The 17,918-nt window shown below is 40.5% G+C and carries 26 protein-coding genes; 10 read left to right on the forward strand and 16 right to left on the reverse strand.

From position 1 onward, the window contains the following. Positions 1 to 163: 163 nt before the first annotated feature. The 7 genes from ACHUFN_RS12025 to ACHUFN_RS12055 all read left to right on the forward strand — a co-directional run bounded on the left by ACHUFN_RS12025 (position 164) and on the right by ACHUFN_RS12055 (position 7,259). On the forward strand, positions 164 to 685 hold the full coding sequence (locus ACHUFN_RS12025; protein ID WP_394222639.1) for a S26 family signal peptidase: 522 nt from the start codon (positions 164 to 166) through the stop codon (positions 683 to 685). Next, complete coding sequence (locus tag ACHUFN_RS12030; protein ID WP_394222640.1) at positions 672 to 2,078, forward strand: TrbC family F-type conjugative pilus assembly protein; 1,407 nt, start codon at positions 672 to 674, stop codon at positions 2,076 to 2,078. Before ACHUFN_RS12025 ends, ACHUFN_RS12030 begins: the two co-directional genes overlap by 14 nt. Continuing rightward, on the forward strand, positions 2,071 to 2,202 hold the full coding sequence (locus tag ACHUFN_RS12035) for a hypothetical protein (protein ID WP_394222641.1): 132 nt from the start codon (positions 2,071 to 2,073) through the stop codon (positions 2,200 to 2,202). Before ACHUFN_RS12030 ends, ACHUFN_RS12035 begins: the two co-directional genes overlap by 8 nt. Further along, positions 2,199 to 3,329, forward strand: coding sequence for a TraU family protein (locus ACHUFN_RS12040; protein ID WP_394222642.1), 1,131 nt, complete (start codon positions 2,199 to 2,201; stop codon positions 3,327 to 3,329). The genes ACHUFN_RS12035 and ACHUFN_RS12040 overlap by 4 nt, the downstream gene beginning before the upstream one ends. 1 nt (position 3,330) lies before the next feature. Then, positions 3,331 to 5,094 carry an ATP-dependent helicase gene (locus tag ACHUFN_RS12045; RefSeq protein ID WP_394222643.1) on the forward strand — a complete coding sequence of 588 codons (1,764 nt, stop codon included), beginning with the start codon at positions 3,331 to 3,333 and terminating at the stop codon, positions 5,092 to 5,094. A gap of 699 nt (positions 5,095 to 5,793) precedes the next feature. Beyond that, positions 5,794 to 7,005, forward strand: coding sequence for a DUF7146 domain-containing protein (locus ACHUFN_RS12050; protein ID WP_394222644.1), 1,212 nt, complete (start codon positions 5,794 to 5,796; stop codon positions 7,003 to 7,005). Further along, positions 7,002 to 7,259: a 2Fe-2S iron-sulfur cluster-binding protein gene (locus ACHUFN_RS12055; RefSeq protein WP_394222645.1), complete on the forward strand. Its 258-nt coding sequence runs from the start codon at positions 7,002 to 7,004 to the stop codon at positions 7,257 to 7,259. Before ACHUFN_RS12050 ends, ACHUFN_RS12055 begins: the two co-directional genes overlap by 4 nt. Here the strand turns inward: ACHUFN_RS12055 and ACHUFN_RS12060 are convergent, their stop codons facing one another. The 14 genes from ACHUFN_RS12060 to ACHUFN_RS12125 form a co-directional block, all read right to left on the reverse strand. Then, positions 7,260 to 7,721 carry a hypothetical protein gene (locus ACHUFN_RS12060; protein ID WP_394222646.1) on the reverse strand — a complete coding sequence of 154 codons (462 nt, stop codon included), beginning with the start codon at positions 7,719 to 7,721 and terminating at the stop codon, positions 7,260 to 7,262. A 62-nt stretch (positions 7,722 to 7,783) separates the two neighbouring features. Then, positions 7,784 to 8,695 carry a hypothetical protein gene (locus ACHUFN_RS12065; RefSeq protein ID WP_394222647.1) on the reverse strand — a complete coding sequence of 304 codons (912 nt, stop codon included), beginning with the start codon at positions 8,693 to 8,695 and terminating at the stop codon, positions 7,784 to 7,786. Between the two features lie 145 nt (positions 8,696 to 8,840). Continuing rightward, positions 8,841 to 8,981 (reverse strand): hypothetical protein, encoded by a 141-nt coding sequence (locus ACHUFN_RS12070; RefSeq protein WP_394222648.1) that lies wholly within the window; start codon positions 8,979 to 8,981, stop codon positions 8,841 to 8,843. 316 nt (positions 8,982 to 9,297) lie between these two features. Further along, the gene (locus tag ACHUFN_RS12075; RefSeq protein WP_394222649.1) at positions 9,298 to 9,489 is read right to left on the reverse strand and encodes a hypothetical protein; all 192 of its coding nucleotides are present in this window, start codon (positions 9,487 to 9,489) and stop codon (positions 9,298 to 9,300) included. 248 nt (positions 9,490 to 9,737) lie between these two features. Further along, positions 9,738 to 10,172, reverse strand: a complete 435-nt coding sequence (locus ACHUFN_RS12080; RefSeq protein WP_394222650.1) for a hypothetical protein — start codon at positions 10,170 to 10,172, stop codon at positions 9,738 to 9,740. Between the two features lie 21 nt (positions 10,173 to 10,193). Next, positions 10,194 to 10,490 carry a hypothetical protein gene (locus ACHUFN_RS12085; protein WP_394222651.1) on the reverse strand — a complete coding sequence of 99 codons (297 nt, stop codon included), beginning with the start codon at positions 10,488 to 10,490 and terminating at the stop codon, positions 10,194 to 10,196. A 3-nt stretch (positions 10,491 to 10,493) separates the two neighbouring features. Further along, positions 10,494 to 10,853 (reverse strand): hypothetical protein, encoded by a 360-nt coding sequence (locus tag ACHUFN_RS12090; protein ID WP_394222652.1) that lies wholly within the window; start codon positions 10,851 to 10,853, stop codon positions 10,494 to 10,496. 2 nt (positions 10,854 to 10,855) lie between these two features. Further along, positions 10,856 to 11,107 carry a hypothetical protein gene (locus ACHUFN_RS12095; RefSeq protein WP_394222653.1) on the reverse strand — a complete coding sequence of 84 codons (252 nt, stop codon included), beginning with the start codon at positions 11,105 to 11,107 and terminating at the stop codon, positions 10,856 to 10,858. A 13-nt stretch (positions 11,108 to 11,120) separates the two neighbouring features. After that, positions 11,121 to 11,351, reverse strand: a complete 231-nt coding sequence (locus ACHUFN_RS12100; RefSeq protein WP_394222654.1) for a hypothetical protein — start codon at positions 11,349 to 11,351, stop codon at positions 11,121 to 11,123. A 4-nt stretch (positions 11,352 to 11,355) separates the two neighbouring features. After that, entirely contained in the window at positions 11,356 to 11,538 is a 183-nt protein-coding gene (locus tag ACHUFN_RS12105; protein WP_394222655.1) for a hypothetical protein, read from the reverse strand. 180 nt (positions 11,539 to 11,718) lie between these two features. Beyond that, positions 11,719 to 11,931, reverse strand: coding sequence for a hypothetical protein (locus tag ACHUFN_RS12110; protein WP_394222656.1), 213 nt, complete (start codon positions 11,929 to 11,931; stop codon positions 11,719 to 11,721). Positions 11,932 to 12,252: 321 nt separating this feature from the next. Then, positions 12,253 to 12,519, reverse strand: a complete 267-nt coding sequence (locus ACHUFN_RS12115) for a hypothetical protein (RefSeq protein WP_394222657.1) — start codon at positions 12,517 to 12,519, stop codon at positions 12,253 to 12,255. 2 nt (positions 12,520 to 12,521) lie between these two features. Further along, entirely contained in the window at positions 12,522 to 12,836 is a 315-nt protein-coding gene (locus ACHUFN_RS12120) for a hypothetical protein (RefSeq protein ID WP_394222658.1), read from the reverse strand. A gap of 130 nt (positions 12,837 to 12,966) precedes the next feature. Further along, positions 12,967 to 13,710, reverse strand: a complete 744-nt coding sequence (locus tag ACHUFN_RS12125; protein WP_394222659.1) for a tyrosine-type recombinase/integrase — start codon at positions 13,708 to 13,710, stop codon at positions 12,967 to 12,969. Positions 13,711 to 13,963: 253 nt separating this feature from the next. Between ACHUFN_RS12125 and ACHUFN_RS12130 the strand changes: the two genes are divergently transcribed. The 3 genes from ACHUFN_RS12130 to ACHUFN_RS12140 all read left to right on the forward strand — a co-directional run bounded on the left by ACHUFN_RS12130 (position 13,964) and on the right by ACHUFN_RS12140 (position 15,544). After that, positions 13,964 to 14,308: a hypothetical protein gene (locus ACHUFN_RS12130; RefSeq protein WP_394222660.1), complete on the forward strand. Its 345-nt coding sequence runs from the start codon at positions 13,964 to 13,966 to the stop codon at positions 14,306 to 14,308. Between the two features lie 10 nt (positions 14,309 to 14,318). Next, a complete protein-coding gene (locus ACHUFN_RS12135) occupies positions 14,319 to 14,570 on the forward strand; it encodes a hypothetical protein (RefSeq protein WP_394222661.1) in 252 nt (83 codons plus the stop codon). Positions 14,571 to 14,731: 161 nt separating this feature from the next. Continuing rightward, entirely contained in the window at positions 14,732 to 15,544 is an 813-nt protein-coding gene (locus tag ACHUFN_RS12140; RefSeq protein WP_394222662.1) for a hypothetical protein, read from the forward strand. Positions 15,545 to 15,638: 94 nt separating this feature from the next. Here ACHUFN_RS12140 and ACHUFN_RS12145 read toward each other — a convergent pair whose 3' ends face one another. Together ACHUFN_RS12145 and ACHUFN_RS12150 are read right to left on the reverse strand one after the other, a co-directional pair. Further along, positions 15,639 to 16,481, reverse strand: a complete 843-nt coding sequence (locus ACHUFN_RS12145) for a hypothetical protein (protein WP_394222663.1) — start codon at positions 16,479 to 16,481, stop codon at positions 15,639 to 15,641. A 271-nt stretch (positions 16,482 to 16,752) separates the two neighbouring features. Continuing rightward, positions 16,753 to 17,883 carry a competence protein CoiA family protein gene (locus tag ACHUFN_RS12150; protein WP_394222796.1) on the reverse strand — a complete coding sequence of 377 codons (1,131 nt, stop codon included), beginning with the start codon at positions 17,881 to 17,883 and terminating at the stop codon, positions 16,753 to 16,755. Positions 17,884 to 17,918: the final 35 nt, after the last annotated feature.

Below are 17,918 nucleotides of genomic sequence, written 5' to 3' on the forward strand. Positions count from 1 at the left end.
ACAAGGGAATTGGCAGTTGATTGGGTCCATGGCTAAATCGCCACGCGCACCAATTCCCCTGTATTCTTCTAATTAACACTTAAAAAGAGCTCTCTTAATTAAGGGGCTCGCCTGTCATCTCTAGAGATAATATACGGCAAGTATTAATTGCTGCTGGAATGACATGGACATCCAATCGCTTCTAAAAAAACACAAAGCGAGAATACAGAGTGTTCTCTTTATTGGCTTAGCTTACCTAGCATTTACACTATTCCAAGCTAACTACAAGATATCGTACAGCCAAAAGGCTGTTTATTCGCTTCCTCATGGTCTCTATCTTACCGAACTTAGTGACACCTTCGAGCGAGGTGATGTTGTAGCTTTCGTTCTTGAAAAAGACAGGGTAATACATAAAAAAGGCACCAACTTCGCAAAAATAGCCGTAGGCGTCCCCGGTGATAAGGTTACAGTCGATGAATATGTTGTGACTGTAGAAACGCCAGAAGGCGAAGTAAAAACCTATCCAGTAGACATGCCATACCTCACTCAAAAAGCCGGTGTTCCAATTGAAAATTATCTTAAAACTTATGAAGTTAAAGAAGGTGAGTGGTTTTCACTTGGTACGCATAGGTTATCGGTAGATTCCAAGCTCTTCGGTATGGAAACAACAAACAAAATAGTAGGGGTAAATTATGCGATTTGGTAAAGCGTTAATCGCACTGACGTGCATGTCATTGTCCGTAAATGCACAACAGGCATTCGAGCTAACGCCAGAAGAAAAGGCTATGTACGAAGCACAGAAGCGACAAATTGATGCAGCGCAAAAACAAAATACTTTTGCTACGGGTGCCGTACCTTTAAATACGGAAGAGTATAAGCTCTCTGAGACTGACAGAGACTTGATGTTAAGGGCTCAAAAGAGACTCTTGGATATTACTAATGGCGAAATACCACAAGTCGCTAAAGGTCTGGAAAACATCACTGAAACCACCTTAGTTCAAGCAAAGAAGTACAATCAAGAAGCCCAAAACATAGAAAAGCGAACCCAGTTTGGTATTTCACAGGACCAATATAAGGCATTAGAAATTATTGCTGGTGATGACAGCCAAGACTTAATTCAACAAATGAAGCAGGCAGAACAGCGAATGATTGAAGAGCAGGCTGTTGAGGACGGCGAAAAAGTTAAGTACTTCATTTCCTATTCAATGCCAGCCCGTGTAGTCGACGACATTCTTATAAGTGCCGCAAAGAATAACAACGCTGAAGTGCTTATTCGAGGCCTAATGGATGGAATGGACAATGTTGGTCAGATGATAAGGTTCGTTGATTCAATCAATCTTCGCTTGCACGAACAAGGCAAAATTGAGAAATACCCCAATGTGCAACTGGCGCCAATTGAGTTTATGAAATATGACATTGCTAGAGCGCCGAGCATGGTCCTTACAGAGAATGGTGAAGTTATTAAGGCGCAGGGTTTGACCACAATTAAAGACTTGAAGCGTCGATTGGATGAAGGAGTTAGCGATGCTGGTGTCCTGTCCGAAACCTATCCAATTGGTGAAAAGTTACTTTTCGATGAAATAGAAGAGCGTATAGCTAAGGTCGATTGGGAGTCAAAGAAACAAAAAGCTTTTGATAGATATTGGAACAATTTCTCATTCATCGATCTGCCGCCGCAGCAAGAATCGGAAATTTATTATATTGACCCGTCGATAGTCATGACGAAAGACATACCAGCATACAACGGTAAATTGCTGGCTTACGCAGGTCAACGCGTAAACCCATTGGAATTAATGCCTTTAAATCTCAACATGATTTTCTTCGATGCCACTAATGAAGATCAATTGAAATGGGCGCTTGGACAATTCTATAAGTCTGGCAGTACCGCAACCATGATTGCTACAAAGCTAGATAGAACTGATGGCTGGAAGCAGTTAGAAGAGATCACTAACAAAATCGGAGTGCAACTTTATGTGTTACGTCCAGAGGTCGCACAACGTTTTGCGTTACGCAACACGCCCTCAAAAGTAACCACTGAAGGTGTCTTAATTAAAGTAGAAATTATTGGCCAAAGTGAATGGGAGAAAGGACATGATTGATATCAAGCTTATTATAGGATTTATAGCCGGTGTAGTTGTTTCGCATATTTACCCAGTAGTAGCCGCCACCATATACACCTACGTAATGAAAGGGTGGGTGTTACTGCAAGGAGCAATGTCGTGAAGCGGTTTAAGGCAATTATTCTCACTCTATTCATTGGTCTTACTGCATCAACAACAGTACAAGCGAGCGGTGTTGGTGAAGCGCTTTGTACGAATGCGAACGTATTCACTAAAATCATGGACCAAATGTGTTGGTCATGCATGCTTCCTTTTCGTATGTCTGGAATAGGGCCCAATGCACCAGAAGGGGCAGCGAGTAGCCAGTTACTGTGTTTGTGTAAAGACGATAACGGTGTTTATAAGCCACCGGGTGTGCCGCTAGGTTACTGGTCGCCAAGAAGGCTTATAGAAACAGTGAAACTGCCTTGGTGTAGCCCGTCACTCGGTGGTATGCGACTACAAGATACGATTGTGGGCCTTGGTGAAAGAGGTAAAGCAGGTGGTTCTGCGCCGGATACCGATAGTGGTACAAATGCTTTTTATCAATATCACTATTTCAGTTACCCAATAATGCAGATGCTTTCGTTATTTGTGGTACCAGAATGCCAGCGCGACCAATATGTTGATTTCGATATCCTATATCTAAGTGAAATTGACCCAACGTGGAATAATCCGCTTTTAGCATTTGTACTGAACCCTGAAGCTGCTTTATTTGCCAATCCACTCGCCCAAATTATGTGTACGGTAGACTGCGGTTTGATCACTTCAGGTATCGCCAAAGAGCAAAACTACTTCTGCGCTGGTTGTGACGGTACTCTCTACCCGTTTACAGGGCAAGTTTCTGGTGGTGGACAGCCAGCTCGTAATACATCACTCGTAGCTCAACGTGTACTAGCTTCTCTTCATAGAAAAGGGCTTTCTAAGCGCACCATGGGTAATGACGCAATGTGCGAACCCCAGTACGCGCCAATGGTACCAAAGAGTATGTATAAGTTATCTGCTATCCATCCATTACCCGAAGCTGATGCCGATGCCATGGTTACCGTACCTGAGCGCGACAGCAATGGCGATGAGATACTAGGCGACGATGGAGAGCCAAAAACAAAGAGCGTAAAAGCTGGGTGTTGTCATCCATTGGGCGACATGGTTTATAAGTGGCGCGGTGTGACTGGGGAGACTATTCCCGGTGTTGGTGAGGACTATGTATATATGCAATTTCAATACGTAGATTGCTGTCTAGCGAGGTAATATGAGTCTCAATCCTAAACAGCAAATAGTAGCGGATGCTAAAACGTATGCATTGACGTGTGCGTTACCCGGAAGCGGTAAAACACATACGTCTATGGAGCTAGTGAAGAACTTACTAGAACCAAAAGCAAATTATGCCGTCATGGTAACATTTACCAGAGCTGGGGCTGGTGAAATGCGAGAACGAGTAGAAATGAAACTTACTGCTGAGCAACAAAAACGAGTCAGAGTAAGTACCTTCCACTCCTTGTTTATCTCGATGTATAAAGCCGCTGGTGGGTATAAAAAAATTATCATGGGAGCTGATCAGGACAATATTATTCGGATGGCTATTAAGTCCGTTGATGCAGCACTTTTAGCTGATTATATGGATGTAGTGCAGTCTATTGATTTATTAGGCCGTCAGCTTGACCCTGATATGGGGGCAGTACCTGCGCTACATGCAGAGGTGTTTTGTAAATATCAAAACCTTTGCAGAAAATACAATAAGACCGACTTGAACGCCTTATCTCGTGAAGTTGTTATAAAGCTACAAAATAATGAAATGAAGCCCATGAACTGCACGCATATGATTGTTGATGAGTTTCAGGATTCAGATGAAGTGCAGGTGGAATTTTTGCTATTACATGGTCGCGCAGGCGTGATTGTTATGACAGTTGGCGATGATGACCAGTCGATTTATAGTTTTCGCGGGTCGATGGGCTACACGGGAATGGTTAAGTTTCTCGATGAGTTCAAGATAAAAGCATTTGTGCTTGATACCTGCTACCGATGTGCTGAGGAAGTCCTCATGTCAGCAAAAGGGCTTGTTGAAAACAATGTATATCGTGTTGCAAAAACCATGAAGTCAGGTGCTGGTGAAGGTGGCAGCGTTTATGTTTATGAGACCAATGACCTTGAACATGAGGTCGAAACGATTATTAAGCACATACCCTCTCAAAAAAAGCAGTGGGCCGTACTTTCACGCAATCAAATACAATTAGACGCCGTGCAAACAGCCTTACAGGAACATGGGTTCAGCTATCGTCGATTAGGCGAAAAAAGCATCTTTGAAAACAAAGATGTGAACGCGTTAATGACCATGATGGCATCGATAAAGTACGATAAGAATAAGCACAATATCATCGATACATTGATGTTCATGGAAGAGCCTGAAGACAGTATGGACATCATCGTTAATACACTAGTCACTAAAAAGCAGAGCTTGGCGCATATCGCACAATCTGAGTTTCTAGATTGTTCGGCTGAGCTAATGAATTTGTCACGTCTATGGCCTGACCTGAAGTTTGACACGACCAACCCTAGTGAAATAGATAGGCGTTGCAGAGAACTTAAAAACGTGATTTTTAGAGCCAAAGGTGTCACGGCAGATAAAGGCGGTAAAATGTTTGAGGCGTTTTTCAAAATGTTTACTCGCTGGGCGAATAAAGGTGGATGGACGGGTGCTGTTGACAAGACTGCATATCTTCTTAACAACAAGGATGACAGTGAGAAGAAAGAGGTTGAAGTTGAGTTGTCTACCCTGCATTCAAGTAAAGGTCTTGAGTGGCCAAATGTGTGGATAATGGGAGTCAATGACTCAACAATCCCCGGTGAAAATATCAACGAGGCGACACTTGAAGAGGAAAGGCGTCTTCTATACGTCGGAATGACAAGAGCTGAAAAGAACCTACGCCTTTCCTATCATAAAGAGAAAGCGTCATGCTTTATCGGTGAGCTTACACATGAGTGTATTAAATTTAAGCGAGCTGCCCCTTCAAAATAGTTGAATAATATGTAGGCGGTGATAATATAAAGTTATCCCGCCTCACTTGCTTTGCAGAAGCAAGCCAAGGAACTTGACGTTAGTTATCTTTGAAGAATACTAAGGTCAGGTGTCTTAAATCACCTAAACGAAACACAACTACTCTCGTTAGCTTTTTTGTTTGGACCTTTTAGGTCTTTGCAATTCCTTTGCGCGAGAGTTTCTGTGTGTTGCTGTCGCACGATGCTTGCATCAACGTCAGCCTTAAGAGGTATATCTTCTTAAGTAGTATAGGAGTTCACCTTAAAACCGCTTCTCGGCAAGTGATAATCAATTTATTGATGCCGTCCCCAATAGGGAAGACTTTCTTCCCTGTAGGGATAGTTACGTCTTCTTTGTGCGCTATTGGGTTTGATTTTATATCGATCTTTAGCACGAGATTAAAAGTCTGTAGGAGGACGTAACATGTTAAAAAAACTTCCAATAACTATTGGTGGTGAGATCGTTGGTTTTGCTCTTTGTGAGCTTATTAACAACAAATTCCTTGTGAGGTCTGCTGTTGCTGTTTTCAGTGGCTCGGTGCCTTCCACGACTTGATTCATTTCGATGAGTTGAGCTTTTTCTAAATCAGTGATGGCTGGTAGTTCAAAGTGCCTGCTTAGCGGGTATTTTGCTCTACCCGCTGTCAATCAAACTGTTTACAAATTGAAGGAATTTAAGATGAATACCAATGATCCATACTACAATGTATTTGACCATATGGTTCAAGTATGTTCGGGGAAATGGGATGTAGTTGCAAGCAGGTATAACCTACTTGCTGATGCTGCAAAACGTTATCCAGCTCAAACACCTTGTCCTATTACTGGAAAAGGAAATACAAAGTTTCGACTCCAGCGTGGCTGGGAAGATTCTGGTCTTGGTTACCACAATGATAGAGGCGCAATCAGCATTTTGCAGGTTGTATCTGAAATTGAAGGTATCAACAAAGGTGAAGCCGCTAAACGTCTTATTGCGATGTGTGGTGGTTCTAACGTCGACTTTAACCCTAAACAGGTTAAAGCCATTCGCAACCGAACGTTTAAATTAGACGAAAAGGAAGCGAAAAAACGTTGTAATTCGATACAAAAAGTACTGAAAGACTGTGTTCCTGCTTCTGAGTCGGACATTGTTAAGATGTATTTCAAAACTCGCACGGGTCTTGATTACAACGTTATTCCTGACACTTTACTGTTTCATCCTGAATTAGCATATTATGAATATGACAATCAGAAAAAGAAGCCAGTATTTGCAGGAAAACACCCAGCATTAGTTTGCAAATTTGTCGATGTGGACGGGCAAGGTATTACCTTACACCGTATATTTCTTCAAGTTAACGCTGATGGCTCAGTGAGCAAGTTAAAGCAAGAATCGAAAGTCGAAAAAGGCGAGTTTATTGACCCTAAAAAGGTCATGAGCCCACCGCGTGATATGTCTCGTGGAAACATTCGACTTTTTGAAAAGGACGGCATTACTGAAGCACCGATGGGTGGTTTTGTAGGAAGTTTCACTGAGGGTGTTGAAACCGGAATGGCTGTTCTAAATGCAACAGGTATAAGTACTATGGCCTGCTACTCGGATACTATCTTGGCTAACCAAGATGTTGATAGAATGGTAGAAAAGAACCTTAAATTTGTTGTCATCTGGGGTGATAAAGACGCTGGTTTTGCTGGCCAAGATAAGGCTTTCAAATTAGCGCGTAAGTTTCGCCGTAAAGGTGTTGAAGCTCAAGTAGTGTTACCGTCCTTACCTATAACAGGAAAAGGCGTTGACTGGGAAGACGAATTGAAAGCATTTGGTCCAGACCATCTGCTAGATATGATGACTCGCTCAGTCACTTATGATGAAGCTAAAGCAGAACACGAAAAATTCGTTGAAGCTGGAGGCTTATCATGAGTCACACTATCAGAATTACGCTAGATGAAGTACGCAAGAAACCACAAGTGATACTCAAGACGATGGAGGACAAACGTTCTGCACCTGAGAGTCATTGTCGAGGTGGTCATTGCGGTGTATGTAAATGCACGTTAAAAGCGGGGAAAATACGATATTTGAGGGAACCATTAGCGTTTCTGGAGGATGATGAGTTTCTTCCTTGCGTCAGTATCCCTGACACGGAAGCTGTGGAAATCGAACTTGAGGCTGGCTAACTAGCCTCCCTCTTGTTCGGTTGTCCGTTTCTCTTCCTTCATACCAAGTATATCTTTCAAATCCCGTATAATCGCATCCATTCTACCTTCAGAATAATTGGCCCTCTGTTTTAGCAATAAAAAATTAACGTCATATTGGTCAATTATCTTAAGCTTTGCTGTAATTTCTTTATGTTCTACGCCCCAGCGCTCATCGGGGAGTAAGAAGACACAAAGCGCAATAGATGGTGTTCTTCGTTTATCTATAAAAATAAAGTCAGGAACGATAGCGTTCGTAATCATGCCCATATTGTCCATTAACTTAAAGACAAGACTCGCCTGATCATCTATTTCACGTTTGATGTCATATTTGGACAATACTTCTGTATCATTAATAGTACGCTTAACAAGCCCTAAATGAAGCATGTGCTCAGCTGGCAACCAATGAATGTCGTTGATAGTGTAAGAGTTTGATATATTCACAAAATGTACCTTGTACTAATAATGCTGATACTTTAACACTGCATCAAAATTGAGCTTCGCAGTTAAGGTGAGAAAATACGTAGATTATCAAACATGGGTTGCGTGTATATCCGACGTCCATCAGCGACAAAGCTTTCGCCGATTTCGAGATGCGAAATACGCGGTGTCTTCGAAAGACAAAGTACAAGTTCATCGAAATGCTTTTCACTCACTGCATGCACCTCATAAAGAGACTTGACTAATACCCGGTATGAATTGCCAGATGGGAAATAGTAACGAAGTGCTGAATCTGTAAATACAGCATTTTTTTTGAAGGAAGCATAAGCAGTTTTATTAGGCCTTTGGTGCCATTCTTCAGGTTTTGTGAAGTACGATGCGAACCGTAGAAATCTTAACGGAGCGTTTTTGGCTTTCACGCTCATTTCTTCAAGTTTGGCTCGATCCGATACTTTTAGAGGTTCAGCAGTATCAAATATTTCATTAATAACAATATCACCGTTATGCATCAATGTTGTGTTTAAAATCAACCCAGTGATATCAACATAAGCGTGCAATATTGAGAGCTTTGAAAGTAGAGTGTCGGAAAGTGTGTATGTTCCCCTTCCGTCCCACATTGAAAAAGGTTCAGTCTCTGATGGACTCAACTTAATTAGGACATGATGTCCATCATAGAATTCGCGAACATAGTGTTCATTGAAGAACAACCTATCGATAGGCATTCTTTCCATAGTATTCCAATGTTCGCTTTCTGAACTATCTAGTTTTTTACTAATAACGTAGTCCGCTATATCACTCAAATTATGTGAAAGAGGGAGAAAATAACCTTTAGAAATTAAGTCGCTGGCCTGTCGTCTAAAATAGTACAATGCGTCATCGTAAGAGTCGAAGGGACCTCTCCGAGGAGTTTCTTTGTGATTACAGCGAACTACATAATTACCCTTGTCATTTGACAAGCCTAACAATTCAATAGACAAAGAAATCTGTCCTTTGCCTCTGGGGTGAATTAGCGTTATATTTTGATTGTACACCTATTGATTACCCACGTACCACAACTCGAAATTTAGGGTTTCACTCCTTCCCATATAGCAAGGCAAATTATTAAATTTAATCCTCGGTTAGCTATTTATATCCAATAGCTAGAATTTTATCGGTTTTACATTCACCGTTATTTGGTTTTTCGTTTATCACATTGATTAATGTGGCATCCAAAACTTCAGATTCACCGTTGTTGAAGGGAGAGGTCATACACGCGACTGTCATATCACCTTCTTTATTAAATAATTCCTTCAATTGTTCTATGTGCTCGCTTAAAAGCATCTTAAGTTCCCTTGTTGTTATGGAAGTAATTCTTGAAGCAAAGGATTAGGCCCAACCATTGATTTAGGCTCTCCACGCGGCAACTTTGTTAACTCCTGATAAAAGCGATTTGTTGAGTCACTAGGGATACTCTCAAACTCCTTCACTTGACCTTTACTACTGAAGAACATGTGAGCTTCATCCATAATGAAATGCCTCTTTCTAGGACTCCACTTTGACTGTTTCTTTGCTTTTTTTAGCTTATGGGATAATCGCATATTCATTCCCCAGTTTCAGACATGACCTTATTAATAGATAACCTGACAATGGCAGCAACCTTTCCTTCGTTATGGATCGATCTTTCATAATCAGTGGCAGGGATTAGTTTGCCATTATTGGCAGACCAGATTTTAGTTGAATTTGCGATAACGACATCTGAGATTTTTTCATTTTCGGTTTTATAAAATGGCATTTGATTAATTCCTTTATTTAATTAGAGCTCTTGGTTGATTTTGTTGCCGCATCGTTTGCATAAAAATACCGCTACCTATGTAATTGAGTATCAGAACAGGTAGAACAAGCAGAAGGCCGCTCAGAACATTATGGGTAAGCACACCATGGTTAGTGTTGAACCGCGTGTAAAGTAGCACCCAGAACACCTATGAACTGAAGGTAAATAGTGCTATTTTAATGATCCTATTTGTCTTTTTCGACATTGGTTTATTCCTCTTCTAGACCTATCGTTCCATCGCACAGTGTTGCGTCGAGTTGGTTAACTACGGTTTGACCATTAGATAAAGCAATCGAACTGTCCACAGATATCGCCTTAAAGCTAAATACCTGAAGTATCCCTAACGTGGTTCGTATTATCTGTTTTTCAAAAAACGACTTTGGTTTGCTTCCACATTCGGTTCTAATGATTTCGTTAAGATCATAATAGTCGTTAGACGAAAAACCATCTGCAACCATTGTCACCAGTTCTGAATGCACATTGCTTGGGAGGTTTAAGGGGTTATTAGGTCTGGCCAGCATTGAATAGAAAGACTGCACCGATTCATCGCCAATATCTCTTGATAGCTCTACTTGCGCAATCGCCCAAAATGTTGGAATACCAATACACAGGGGAAGCAATATATACTGAAATTTTTCTTTCATTTTTTTCTGCACTGTTACCCTTTAGGTGGCATTAGCCATAATTTTGTCAATGACGGATGTAGGTACATCATATGCGTTCATCAACTTTTTGAAAGCATCCTTACCTTTGAAGTAAGCAGCCTCTACCTTTCTACCAGTATCAGCTGCACTCATAGCGATTCTAGAATCAACAGCAATAAACATTATGCCAGTCTTTACATTTGCCACTCCTAATGAAGTAGGCAGTACATCTTTATTATGCAAAAGTGACTGAACAACGTTAATCGCCAATTCTTTCTCTTTAATCTCTTCTGGGCTTGCTTTAAGCATGTTAAGCATATTTTATTCCTCACTAAACGGTATTGGCAGGTCACAAGTTAAAATATCTGGCCTATCACTGGATATTTTCTTTGATGCCCACTGAATTGAACCGCTTTGTCCACGAACCTTGAGATACCGGCTTGAAAGTTGATCGTTATCATCAGTATCAAACATACCTTTAACTATCACGCCAATCACCGAGCGAATGTCAGTTTGTGAAGTGACGTTCATATTCCATTCTGCGGTCGGTAGACCTGTACCTGAAAGCCCAATCTCAAATTTCAAATACTTTGGCGTTTGGCTCTGCTTCGGCAGATCTTCTTTAGTGATATCAAATTGGTTACGGCCATTGGGCCATTGTCTATTGAATTGTCCACCCATCGTCACCACTCCTTCGGTTGAGATGGCTTGATACTAGACGTGCCACGTGGCGAAACCTCATTGCCCTTTCTTATTTCTATACATTTATGTTTAACTACAAGGTTTCGATTTTCATGTATAAATGAATCAAATCCATCTGCAACCTGAGTTGCAGCATTTTCGCACAACTGTTTAGATTGAAAGCCGTCGATGATAGTTGGGCCATTGTCATGAGATGTGTTAGTCAACATCAATAGAAGTATCCATTCGTTCATATTCATTCCCCTGTTATCTATCATCCACAGATTTACCGGCAACTGTCTTACTTGGATTATCCCAACTAGTGCCGGATTCTGTTGCTTTCGACTTCTTCCATGGGCTAACAGCGCTAATGCCGAATGCGACTCCCATGATCAAAACATACCAATCCCGATTATCATAAAACATAATAACAAGGTAGATACTTGCTATGGCGCAAACGATTCGTATCGTAAATTTTAAACCCTTGTTTTCAGCCACTTCTTCATTCCTTGGTCGTAAAATAGCGTCTGATGACGTGGTAAGTACCCAATAAAGCGGCAAGTATTATCACTCTCGAAACTCCATGGGCCACAGTAACTGAATTGCCTAGGTAAAATGATTCGTATGCTTGTTGGCCGCTAAGCGACAAAGCGAACACAAACATCAATTCTTTGATGCTTTTCATTGTTGATTCCCCTGTTAGTAGATCTTGTTCTTGATTGAATATGAAACAGAGAAGATTGCAGCGACTAAAGCGAAAAGTGCACCTGCTAAATGTGCGGTGTCAGGTAAAAGCAAACTAATCCAAAAAAGCAAACCAGTGAATGTTAAAGGTAACGCTATTGCAAACTTAATGTATTTCATTTCATTCCCCTGTTCCTGACTTAGTGCTTGAGAAGTGATTTTTGTAGAACGGGAAGCTTAGAAGGCCAATAGAAAAATTGAAGAAAACACCATATGGCATTAGTTCTTCAAAAATATGAGATGAAGGTTCAACTAATAGACAGCCAAAGCCGCAAACTATTAAGAACCAGCCAAAATAATTGCCTTTGATAGTTTTACTCATTTCATCTGTCATGTATTTATTCATCAATATCCTTCAGTGCTAATTTGACTCTTGCTTATCAGGAAGGCCAAGAAAAAAGCTTGCTCCAGCGAAAGCGACATATATATTCATTCTCATAAAATCATCTGCTCCTAATGCTGACAGAGACATGACAAGTGACAGTGAAAGCATTATCTTCTTAATGACTGGCATATGTGTTTAATCCTCGGTTCCGCTTTTGTGTGATAGCAAAGAAATATGCCAAAATATGACAGCGAGAAGAGCAATTAAGGGAAGCACCACAAACAACCCACCTAAGTTAAACCCTAACACCTCGAATTCAGACAAGTTCATTTAATTCCCCGCCTTTAAATCTTCATTTTTAACTGAAAGAATTCTAGCTTTTTTACTATATTGATGAATGATGGCAGATGCTAAAGCGGAGCCAAAAACAAAGGTTATTGAAAGTGACTCTGAGAGCTCAAATTCATTAGCTAAGGCTGTTGATAGTCTAAGCATGAAAATCGATGTGCCGATGATAATTAAAAGCCCTAAGAATGTTAGGGAAGCAATCTCTAACCCACTAATTGCAATAAATTTTAGTGTTTTGTAGTTAATCATGTTTATTCCTCAGTCTCTTTTAGAGGCTTAGTACATAAAACTTCTACACAGAACGAGCCATACTCTTGTTCACCAGTTGAGCACTCTTTAAGATTCCCTGAACTAAAAACCATGCTTCCATCTTCATTCAATACATAACTATGCTTTTTTGGTCTTTCAGAAAAATAGACAGTAGGTTTGAATGAACCGTTGCAATAAGAATTTTCTAACAGCTTCTTTGCGGTATCCTCGGTTAATATTTTTTGCTCAGATGCTTGAAGTTGCATTGAAGTCAGCGCTGCTGAGGACATCGCAACCAAAAATATAAGTTTGTTCATTTTATTCCTATTGTGATTAATTGAGGCTACTTTACCGCATTTTGAGATAGCGCAACCAATTAGGATTGGAAATTTCGGGTGTCTGAACAATAATACCGACAAGGTTCAGTTCCTTCTGTCACTATTTATCTCAAGTAATATTTTTAAATGATTGCTGAAACGCATCATTAATACGTTCAAAATTCGGGTCTATGTATTCAAATGCTAGCGTCATGTCTGGGTCGCTGTGGCCCAATATACGCTGTATCGTTTCAAGCTCTACTCCTTTCTGATCTAACCAAGTCGCAAGCGTTCGTCGCCCTGCATGAGTTCCGCTTGGCAAACCACTATTTTTAAATATCTCTGATACAAGAGTTTGCATGGAACTACACACTTTCGTTGTTCTTACATTTCCATTAGCATCTTTGTATTTCTTGTCACGAAAAGCCATTTTACGCCAAGACTTGCCCTTCTTTGTTATTGCAAATATTGGCCAATCAGGATTTAACCCTCTAAATTCATCATTTTCTAATACACAAATATTCTGGTCTAGCATTTCCCTTAACCACTCCTCGATGGCATTGATATGTGGTTTAGCTAGTATGTAGGCCGCGCGAGATTTATTTGTTTTTGTATAAGAAGCGGGAATAATAAACGTGGTGCGAAGCTCATTTGTTTCTCGAAGCAAATCTCTGACTCTTAGTTTTGCTACTTCATTTATTCTCAAGCCTGAGCCAAATAACGTCCATATTATTGCAAGGTTACGTTTCCCTAAGTCACCACGAGAAGCCATCCATAAGATCTGTTTAAAGCGTTTTTTGGTTGGTACCTCGGCTTTTCCTTCGCCTTTCTTTTTATCTCTAATGAGTCGATTTACAGGTCTGTACTTTCCCAATTTCAAATTACCAAGTTAGCCAAATTCCCTTGTAGTTGAATGTTTTACAAAATTAGTTGAAAAGTCAACAAATATGGGGCAGCAAGGGAATGGTCTAAAAGTGGAAAGCCCATCGTTGGCAGAATACAGATATCTCACGAGATGAAACCTCTTTCAGCGCTCTACGAAACTGCGAGTTTTATTCGGTTGCGCTATCTCAAAATGCGTTAAAGTGGACGTTATTAATAATTGTATTTTTAATAGGAAACCACATATGACTGCGCAATTGGCGTTTTTTGACGAACCTGTAGTACCCGATGTCCGATGGATAGAGGTAACGAAAAAACCTTCTATTACATGGTTGTTTGACAATGCGGCGCGAGCGTTCAAACAGCTTGAAGATCTGAGTGAAGAGCAATTTGTGAAAACCTGGAAAGCCGTTGGATTGGCCTCTTTTATGTTTCGACGAAATATAACTCCTAAAGGTTTTGTTTATAGTCGGCACAAACACTTGATTCATCAGATTGGGTCTAAAGAGCTTGTGAACAAAGTCGGTGTAGAGTTTAAGCGTAGAGGCTTGGATAAATGCATTGGCCTTGATATCAGCATTTCAGAATAGGGGCTTGTGTATGTGTAATATTGATGAAGTAGCAGCACAAGGCTACTTGTTTGCGGAGAATGGCTGTAAAAGCATCCCAGTCATCGACTATCACGATGATATGGAGTTGCTGGCGTTTAACGCTGGCATCAGCAATTACAATGCTCGTAACGGCACTAGTTTTCCGAAGTACAAACCGGTAACTGCTACATTAAGCAAGTCGGAATTGGATAAGAACCCATTTCCTGCGGATCATGTGGCAGTGCAACAAGCATCTATCTAAAGCCTCCTTGTGGGGCTTTTTTATTGCTTGGACGTTTCCTATATCTCTTTTAGCAAGGTTCTAGAGGGAATTAGAAAATCTATCGTTTATTCTTATATAGACTTACTAATACTTGAAAGTGTAGGATTTAAAAATCACGTAAGTCGTCGGAATGGTATTGAATGGAATCAAAGGCAGACAAAAAATATCCTGTTTTTTATACACTACTTGGTGTGGTAGTTGCTGTTGCTGGAATATCAGTGATAGCGGTTATGTTAGTTTATGGCTTAACATTTCCAGACTTCATAAATGACCAAGAAAAGTTCGCTCAGTTTGGTGATTTCTTTGGTGGTGTACTTAATCCCATCTTGTCGTTTCTGACCATCGTTTTACTAGTTGGTTCACTTGCACTCCAAAGAGTAGAGTTAAGCAAAGTAGTTGAAGAGTTGGAGCTTACTCGAAAAGTACATGTGTCCTCAGTCAATATGAATCACTGGGAGCATATTTTAAAAAATTTTGAGGAAGGTGACTCAGAGATACTTCTTTCATCTACAACTTTTAAAGAAATACTTGATACAAAAATAGGTCTGGTTGAGTTTTACCGATTGGGAACTACTAGACCAAAACAGTATAGTGTTTATGAGATATTCTGTAATGAAGAGTTGTTTTCCAAAGCTATATCAGATGGATACTGGACTGAAAGGGCTGACATAGAGAAGGCATTTAAACCGCACAATAGAGCTTTATCAGACTTTACAAGTAGGTTGGATGCCAATCTGAAGTTTATGGCTGTTGAAGTTAAACAACTAATGGATTTGGGGTGCCCCAAACTTAGGGCAAAAGAGATAATTCAAATTGGAAATGACCTGATCCATGACTATTTTGGTAATAAATCACCACAAGTTTTCAAGGCGAATATCATTCCACTACTACCTTCCTATGAAATCTTCATAAAGGCATTTGAGAATTATCCTGAAAACATAAGCTCAGTCTGATGTCTTTGCCCAATATAATCTAAAAAAGAGCTAGCAATTCGTTTCCTATATGGCTCGAAATCACTTTCAAGCCATCCATTAGGTAAGTTAATCGTTACCAGCCGTGATAGTTATCGATTAGACGTTTAACGATGTCTTTGTTGTGGGCATCCAAAGTTGAGCAAATAGCACCGAAATTTCTGTTTCTACTAACGTAGTCTGTTAAACGTTTACGGTCGTATTCATCTGAGATATCAAAGTTCTTTTCTCCGTCATTATTGAACTTTATTTCTAGCGCTTTTTGCATAACCGAACTAGCAGTGTCATATGTGTTGTAACAGCTCGCTAATACATATTCCATGACCGCTTGGCCGCTCCCGCCGCCTGCACCGAACAACAACTTCTCAACATCAATTTTGATATGGTGCTTGTCAGTTACGTCCTCTAGGGCAATATCGTTAAGTGTGTGATAGAACTTGTGCCCAATACTTTTTATGCAATCTTTTACGGCTACTAAAAAACGCTGCTCTTTTAACTTTTCTTCTTTCAATGAAAGTAGGTGTTTTGCTAGTTTTTCAGTAAGAAACTCAGGTGTATTACCCTGCCAGCCACTGCTTACAGTAATGGCACTGATTTCCTCATTATCCATGTACCAAAAGCCTTGTAGTACGTCTTCTATTCCAAAAACGCCGAACTGATCATGTTCTAGTCCAAATGTATGTTTGATTAGTTTAGGAATGGCTTGTGCAAAGTCTCTAACATCGATAATTCCATTGCCCCAACAAATAATTTTCATCGCTTCAGATTGACTGATGCTTTGTTCTTTTTTGAGGGCTTTCGCATTCTGTTTTGCTTGTTTTAACGATAGTCCAGAAGGAAATTTAAGATACGGTTCTAAGCGCTCAACTTTAAGTAATCTGCGGGTAGGTTTAGTTTTGGTAGCTGTATCAGTTGTCATAATATGTTCCCTGAGTGTTCGTTGCTGTCGATACCTGAACACGAAACAATTAAACAACATCATTTAGATGATGAATGAACGTGTAAAAATCTTAGGTTATTTGTAACTTCTTCGGCAAACATAGTTCGTTTTATGGCTCGACAGTGCCACGGTTGCCAACCGCTATATCTACGATAGCGTTAGCAACATATGACTGCAAGAACAATTATAAAAACTAATCTTTCGTTTCCTACATGCCCCAAAGGCGCTAATTGAGAAAACATTAGTAAAACTAAGTGTTGGCGCTTTCCTTCATGGCCGCGTATACCTTCCGAACGGTATTTATTGCCTTTCCTGTTTTTGTGCTGGCTTTGCGTAATGACAATGAAGCGTGAAAGGCTTCCACAATGTCGGGGTGGTCAGTAAGCAAATTCTCTGCGTTTTTCGCTGGCCTTCCTAAATGAGTGTTATTCAATAGCTTTGCTTTCCGCTGTCCAACTCTTACTTTGTGCGCGTGTTCCCGATAGGTAGTACGGCAATAAGCCCCTTCAACTGTTCGCTTGCCTAGCGCCTCAAGGTTTAACAAGCTTAGGTCATGAGCAGTTTCAATTGCGTGAAAATATTCTGTGTGACTACCAATGACAAACTGACTAGCGCGAAACCGCTTATGTATAAGTCTTTCAAGGCTACCAAAGTGCCTGTATAAGCCTGCTATCTCAACGGACAGAACATCACCATGTTGCTGTAAATCGCGCTTTATCTCACTTATCCGTAGTGCTAACTCTGATCGAGAAGTAATACCGACTTTGATTAACGGGAAACAGGTCGAGCCTTGTTGCAAATGAATTTTTAGTACGTAAAGGTGCTGATTTAAAAGTGCCTGAAGGCGCAACTGATAGAACCTTGCTGCTTGTGTGCCGTTCATTTCATCATGATATTGCAACATGGCTAAACGCGCAGGAAATAGTTGTTCCTGTAGTGTTGCCTCCGGCAATATTATTTTTTTCTGAAGTAATGAGTCATGGTGCTTGACAAAATCACGCCCTAATCGCGTTAGCTGGTATTTTTCCGGTTTATTGGGGGATGGTTCAAGTAATCCTCCTTGCGCTAAATACATTGCTGTTTCAGTTTGTTTTTGCGATAGCCATACATTGTCGTATCGCTGAAATTTATCTAACAGCTTGATTTCAGATTTACCGATTCCAGTTGCGATGTCGTAGAACGGCAGGCCGGTTTGTTGAATTGTCGATTTCGATTCCATGCAGGTTTCACCGGCATGGGCAAAGTGGTGTTCTTTTATCGCACCTTTCCTGGCGATAAGTTTTTCAGAGCAAAAAGGACAGTGTAGATTTGTGTGGCCTGATTCTACGTCAGCGACACTAACCAACTCGCCAGATTCACTCATGCCATGCGTAAGAAACATCACTACCCGACTGTATCACAAAAGTATTATTGCCG

It is taken from the genome of Alteromonas gracilis (assembly GCF_043642145.1).
Taxonomy (GTDB): Bacteria; Pseudomonadota; Gammaproteobacteria; order Enterobacterales; family Alteromonadaceae; genus Alteromonas; species Alteromonas gracilis_B.

Coding starts and splice junctions, on each gene's coding strand:
- ACHUFN_RS12025 (WP_394222639.1), top strand. CDS start 164: ATGGACATCCAATCGCTTCTAAAAAAACACAAAGCGAGAATACAGAGT.
- ACHUFN_RS12030 (WP_394222640.1), top strand. CDS start 672: ATGCGATTTGGTAAAGCGTTAATCGCACTGACGTGCATGTCATTGTCC.
- ACHUFN_RS12035 (WP_394222641.1), top strand. CDS start 2,071: ATGATTGATATCAAGCTTATTATAGGATTTATAGCCGGTGTAGTTGTT.
- ACHUFN_RS12045 (WP_394222643.1), top strand. CDS start 3,331: ATGAGTCTCAATCCTAAACAGCAAATAGTAGCGGATGCTAAAACGTAT.
- ACHUFN_RS12050 (WP_394222644.1), top strand. CDS start 5,794: ATGAATACCAATGATCCATACTACAATGTATTTGACCATATGGTTCAA.
- ACHUFN_RS12055 (WP_394222645.1), top strand. CDS start 7,002: ATGAGTCACACTATCAGAATTACGCTAGATGAAGTACGCAAGAAACCA.
- ACHUFN_RS12070 (WP_394222648.1), bottom strand. CDS start 8,981: ATGACAGTCGCGTGTATGACCTCTCCCTTCAACAACGGTGAATCTGAA.
- ACHUFN_RS12075 (WP_394222649.1), bottom strand. CDS start 9,489: ATGCCATTTTATAAAACCGAAAATGAAAAAATCTCAGATGTCGTTATC.
- ACHUFN_RS12080 (WP_394222650.1), bottom strand. CDS start 10,172: ATGAAAGAAAAATTTCAGTATATATTGCTTCCCCTGTGTATTGGTATT.
- ACHUFN_RS12085 (WP_394222651.1), bottom strand. CDS start 10,490: ATGCTTAACATGCTTAAAGCAAGCCCAGAAGAGATTAAAGAGAAAGAA.
- ACHUFN_RS12090 (WP_394222652.1), bottom strand. CDS start 10,853: ATGGGTGGACAATTCAATAGACAATGGCCCAATGGCCGTAACCAATTT.
- ACHUFN_RS12095 (WP_394222653.1), bottom strand. CDS start 11,107: ATGAACGAATGGATACTTCTATTGATGTTGACTAACACATCTCATGAC.
- ACHUFN_RS12105 (WP_394222655.1), bottom strand. CDS start 11,538: ATGAAAAGCATCAAAGAATTGATGTTTGTGTTCGCTTTGTCGCTTAGC.
- ACHUFN_RS12110 (WP_394222656.1), bottom strand. CDS start 11,931: ATGACAGATGAAATGAGTAAAACTATCAAAGGCAATTATTTTGGCTGG.
- ACHUFN_RS12115 (WP_394222657.1), bottom strand. CDS start 12,519: ATGATTAACTACAAAACACTAAAATTTATTGCAATTAGTGGGTTAGAG.
- ACHUFN_RS12120 (WP_394222658.1), bottom strand. CDS start 12,836: ATGAACAAACTTATATTTTTGGTTGCGATGTCCTCAGCAGCGCTGACT.
- ACHUFN_RS12130 (WP_394222660.1), top strand. CDS start 13,964: ATGACTGCGCAATTGGCGTTTTTTGACGAACCTGTAGTACCCGATGTC.
- ACHUFN_RS12135 (WP_394222661.1), top strand. CDS start 14,319: ATGTGTAATATTGATGAAGTAGCAGCACAAGGCTACTTGTTTGCGGAG.
- ACHUFN_RS12140 (WP_394222662.1), top strand. CDS start 14,732: ATGGAATCAAAGGCAGACAAAAAATATCCTGTTTTTTATACACTACTT.
- ACHUFN_RS12145 (WP_394222663.1), bottom strand. CDS start 16,481: ATGACAACTGATACAGCTACCAAAACTAAACCTACCCGCAGATTACTT.
- ACHUFN_RS12150 (WP_394222796.1), bottom strand. CDS start 17,883: ATGTTTCTTACGCATGGCATGAGTGAATCTGGCGAGTTGGTTAGTGTC.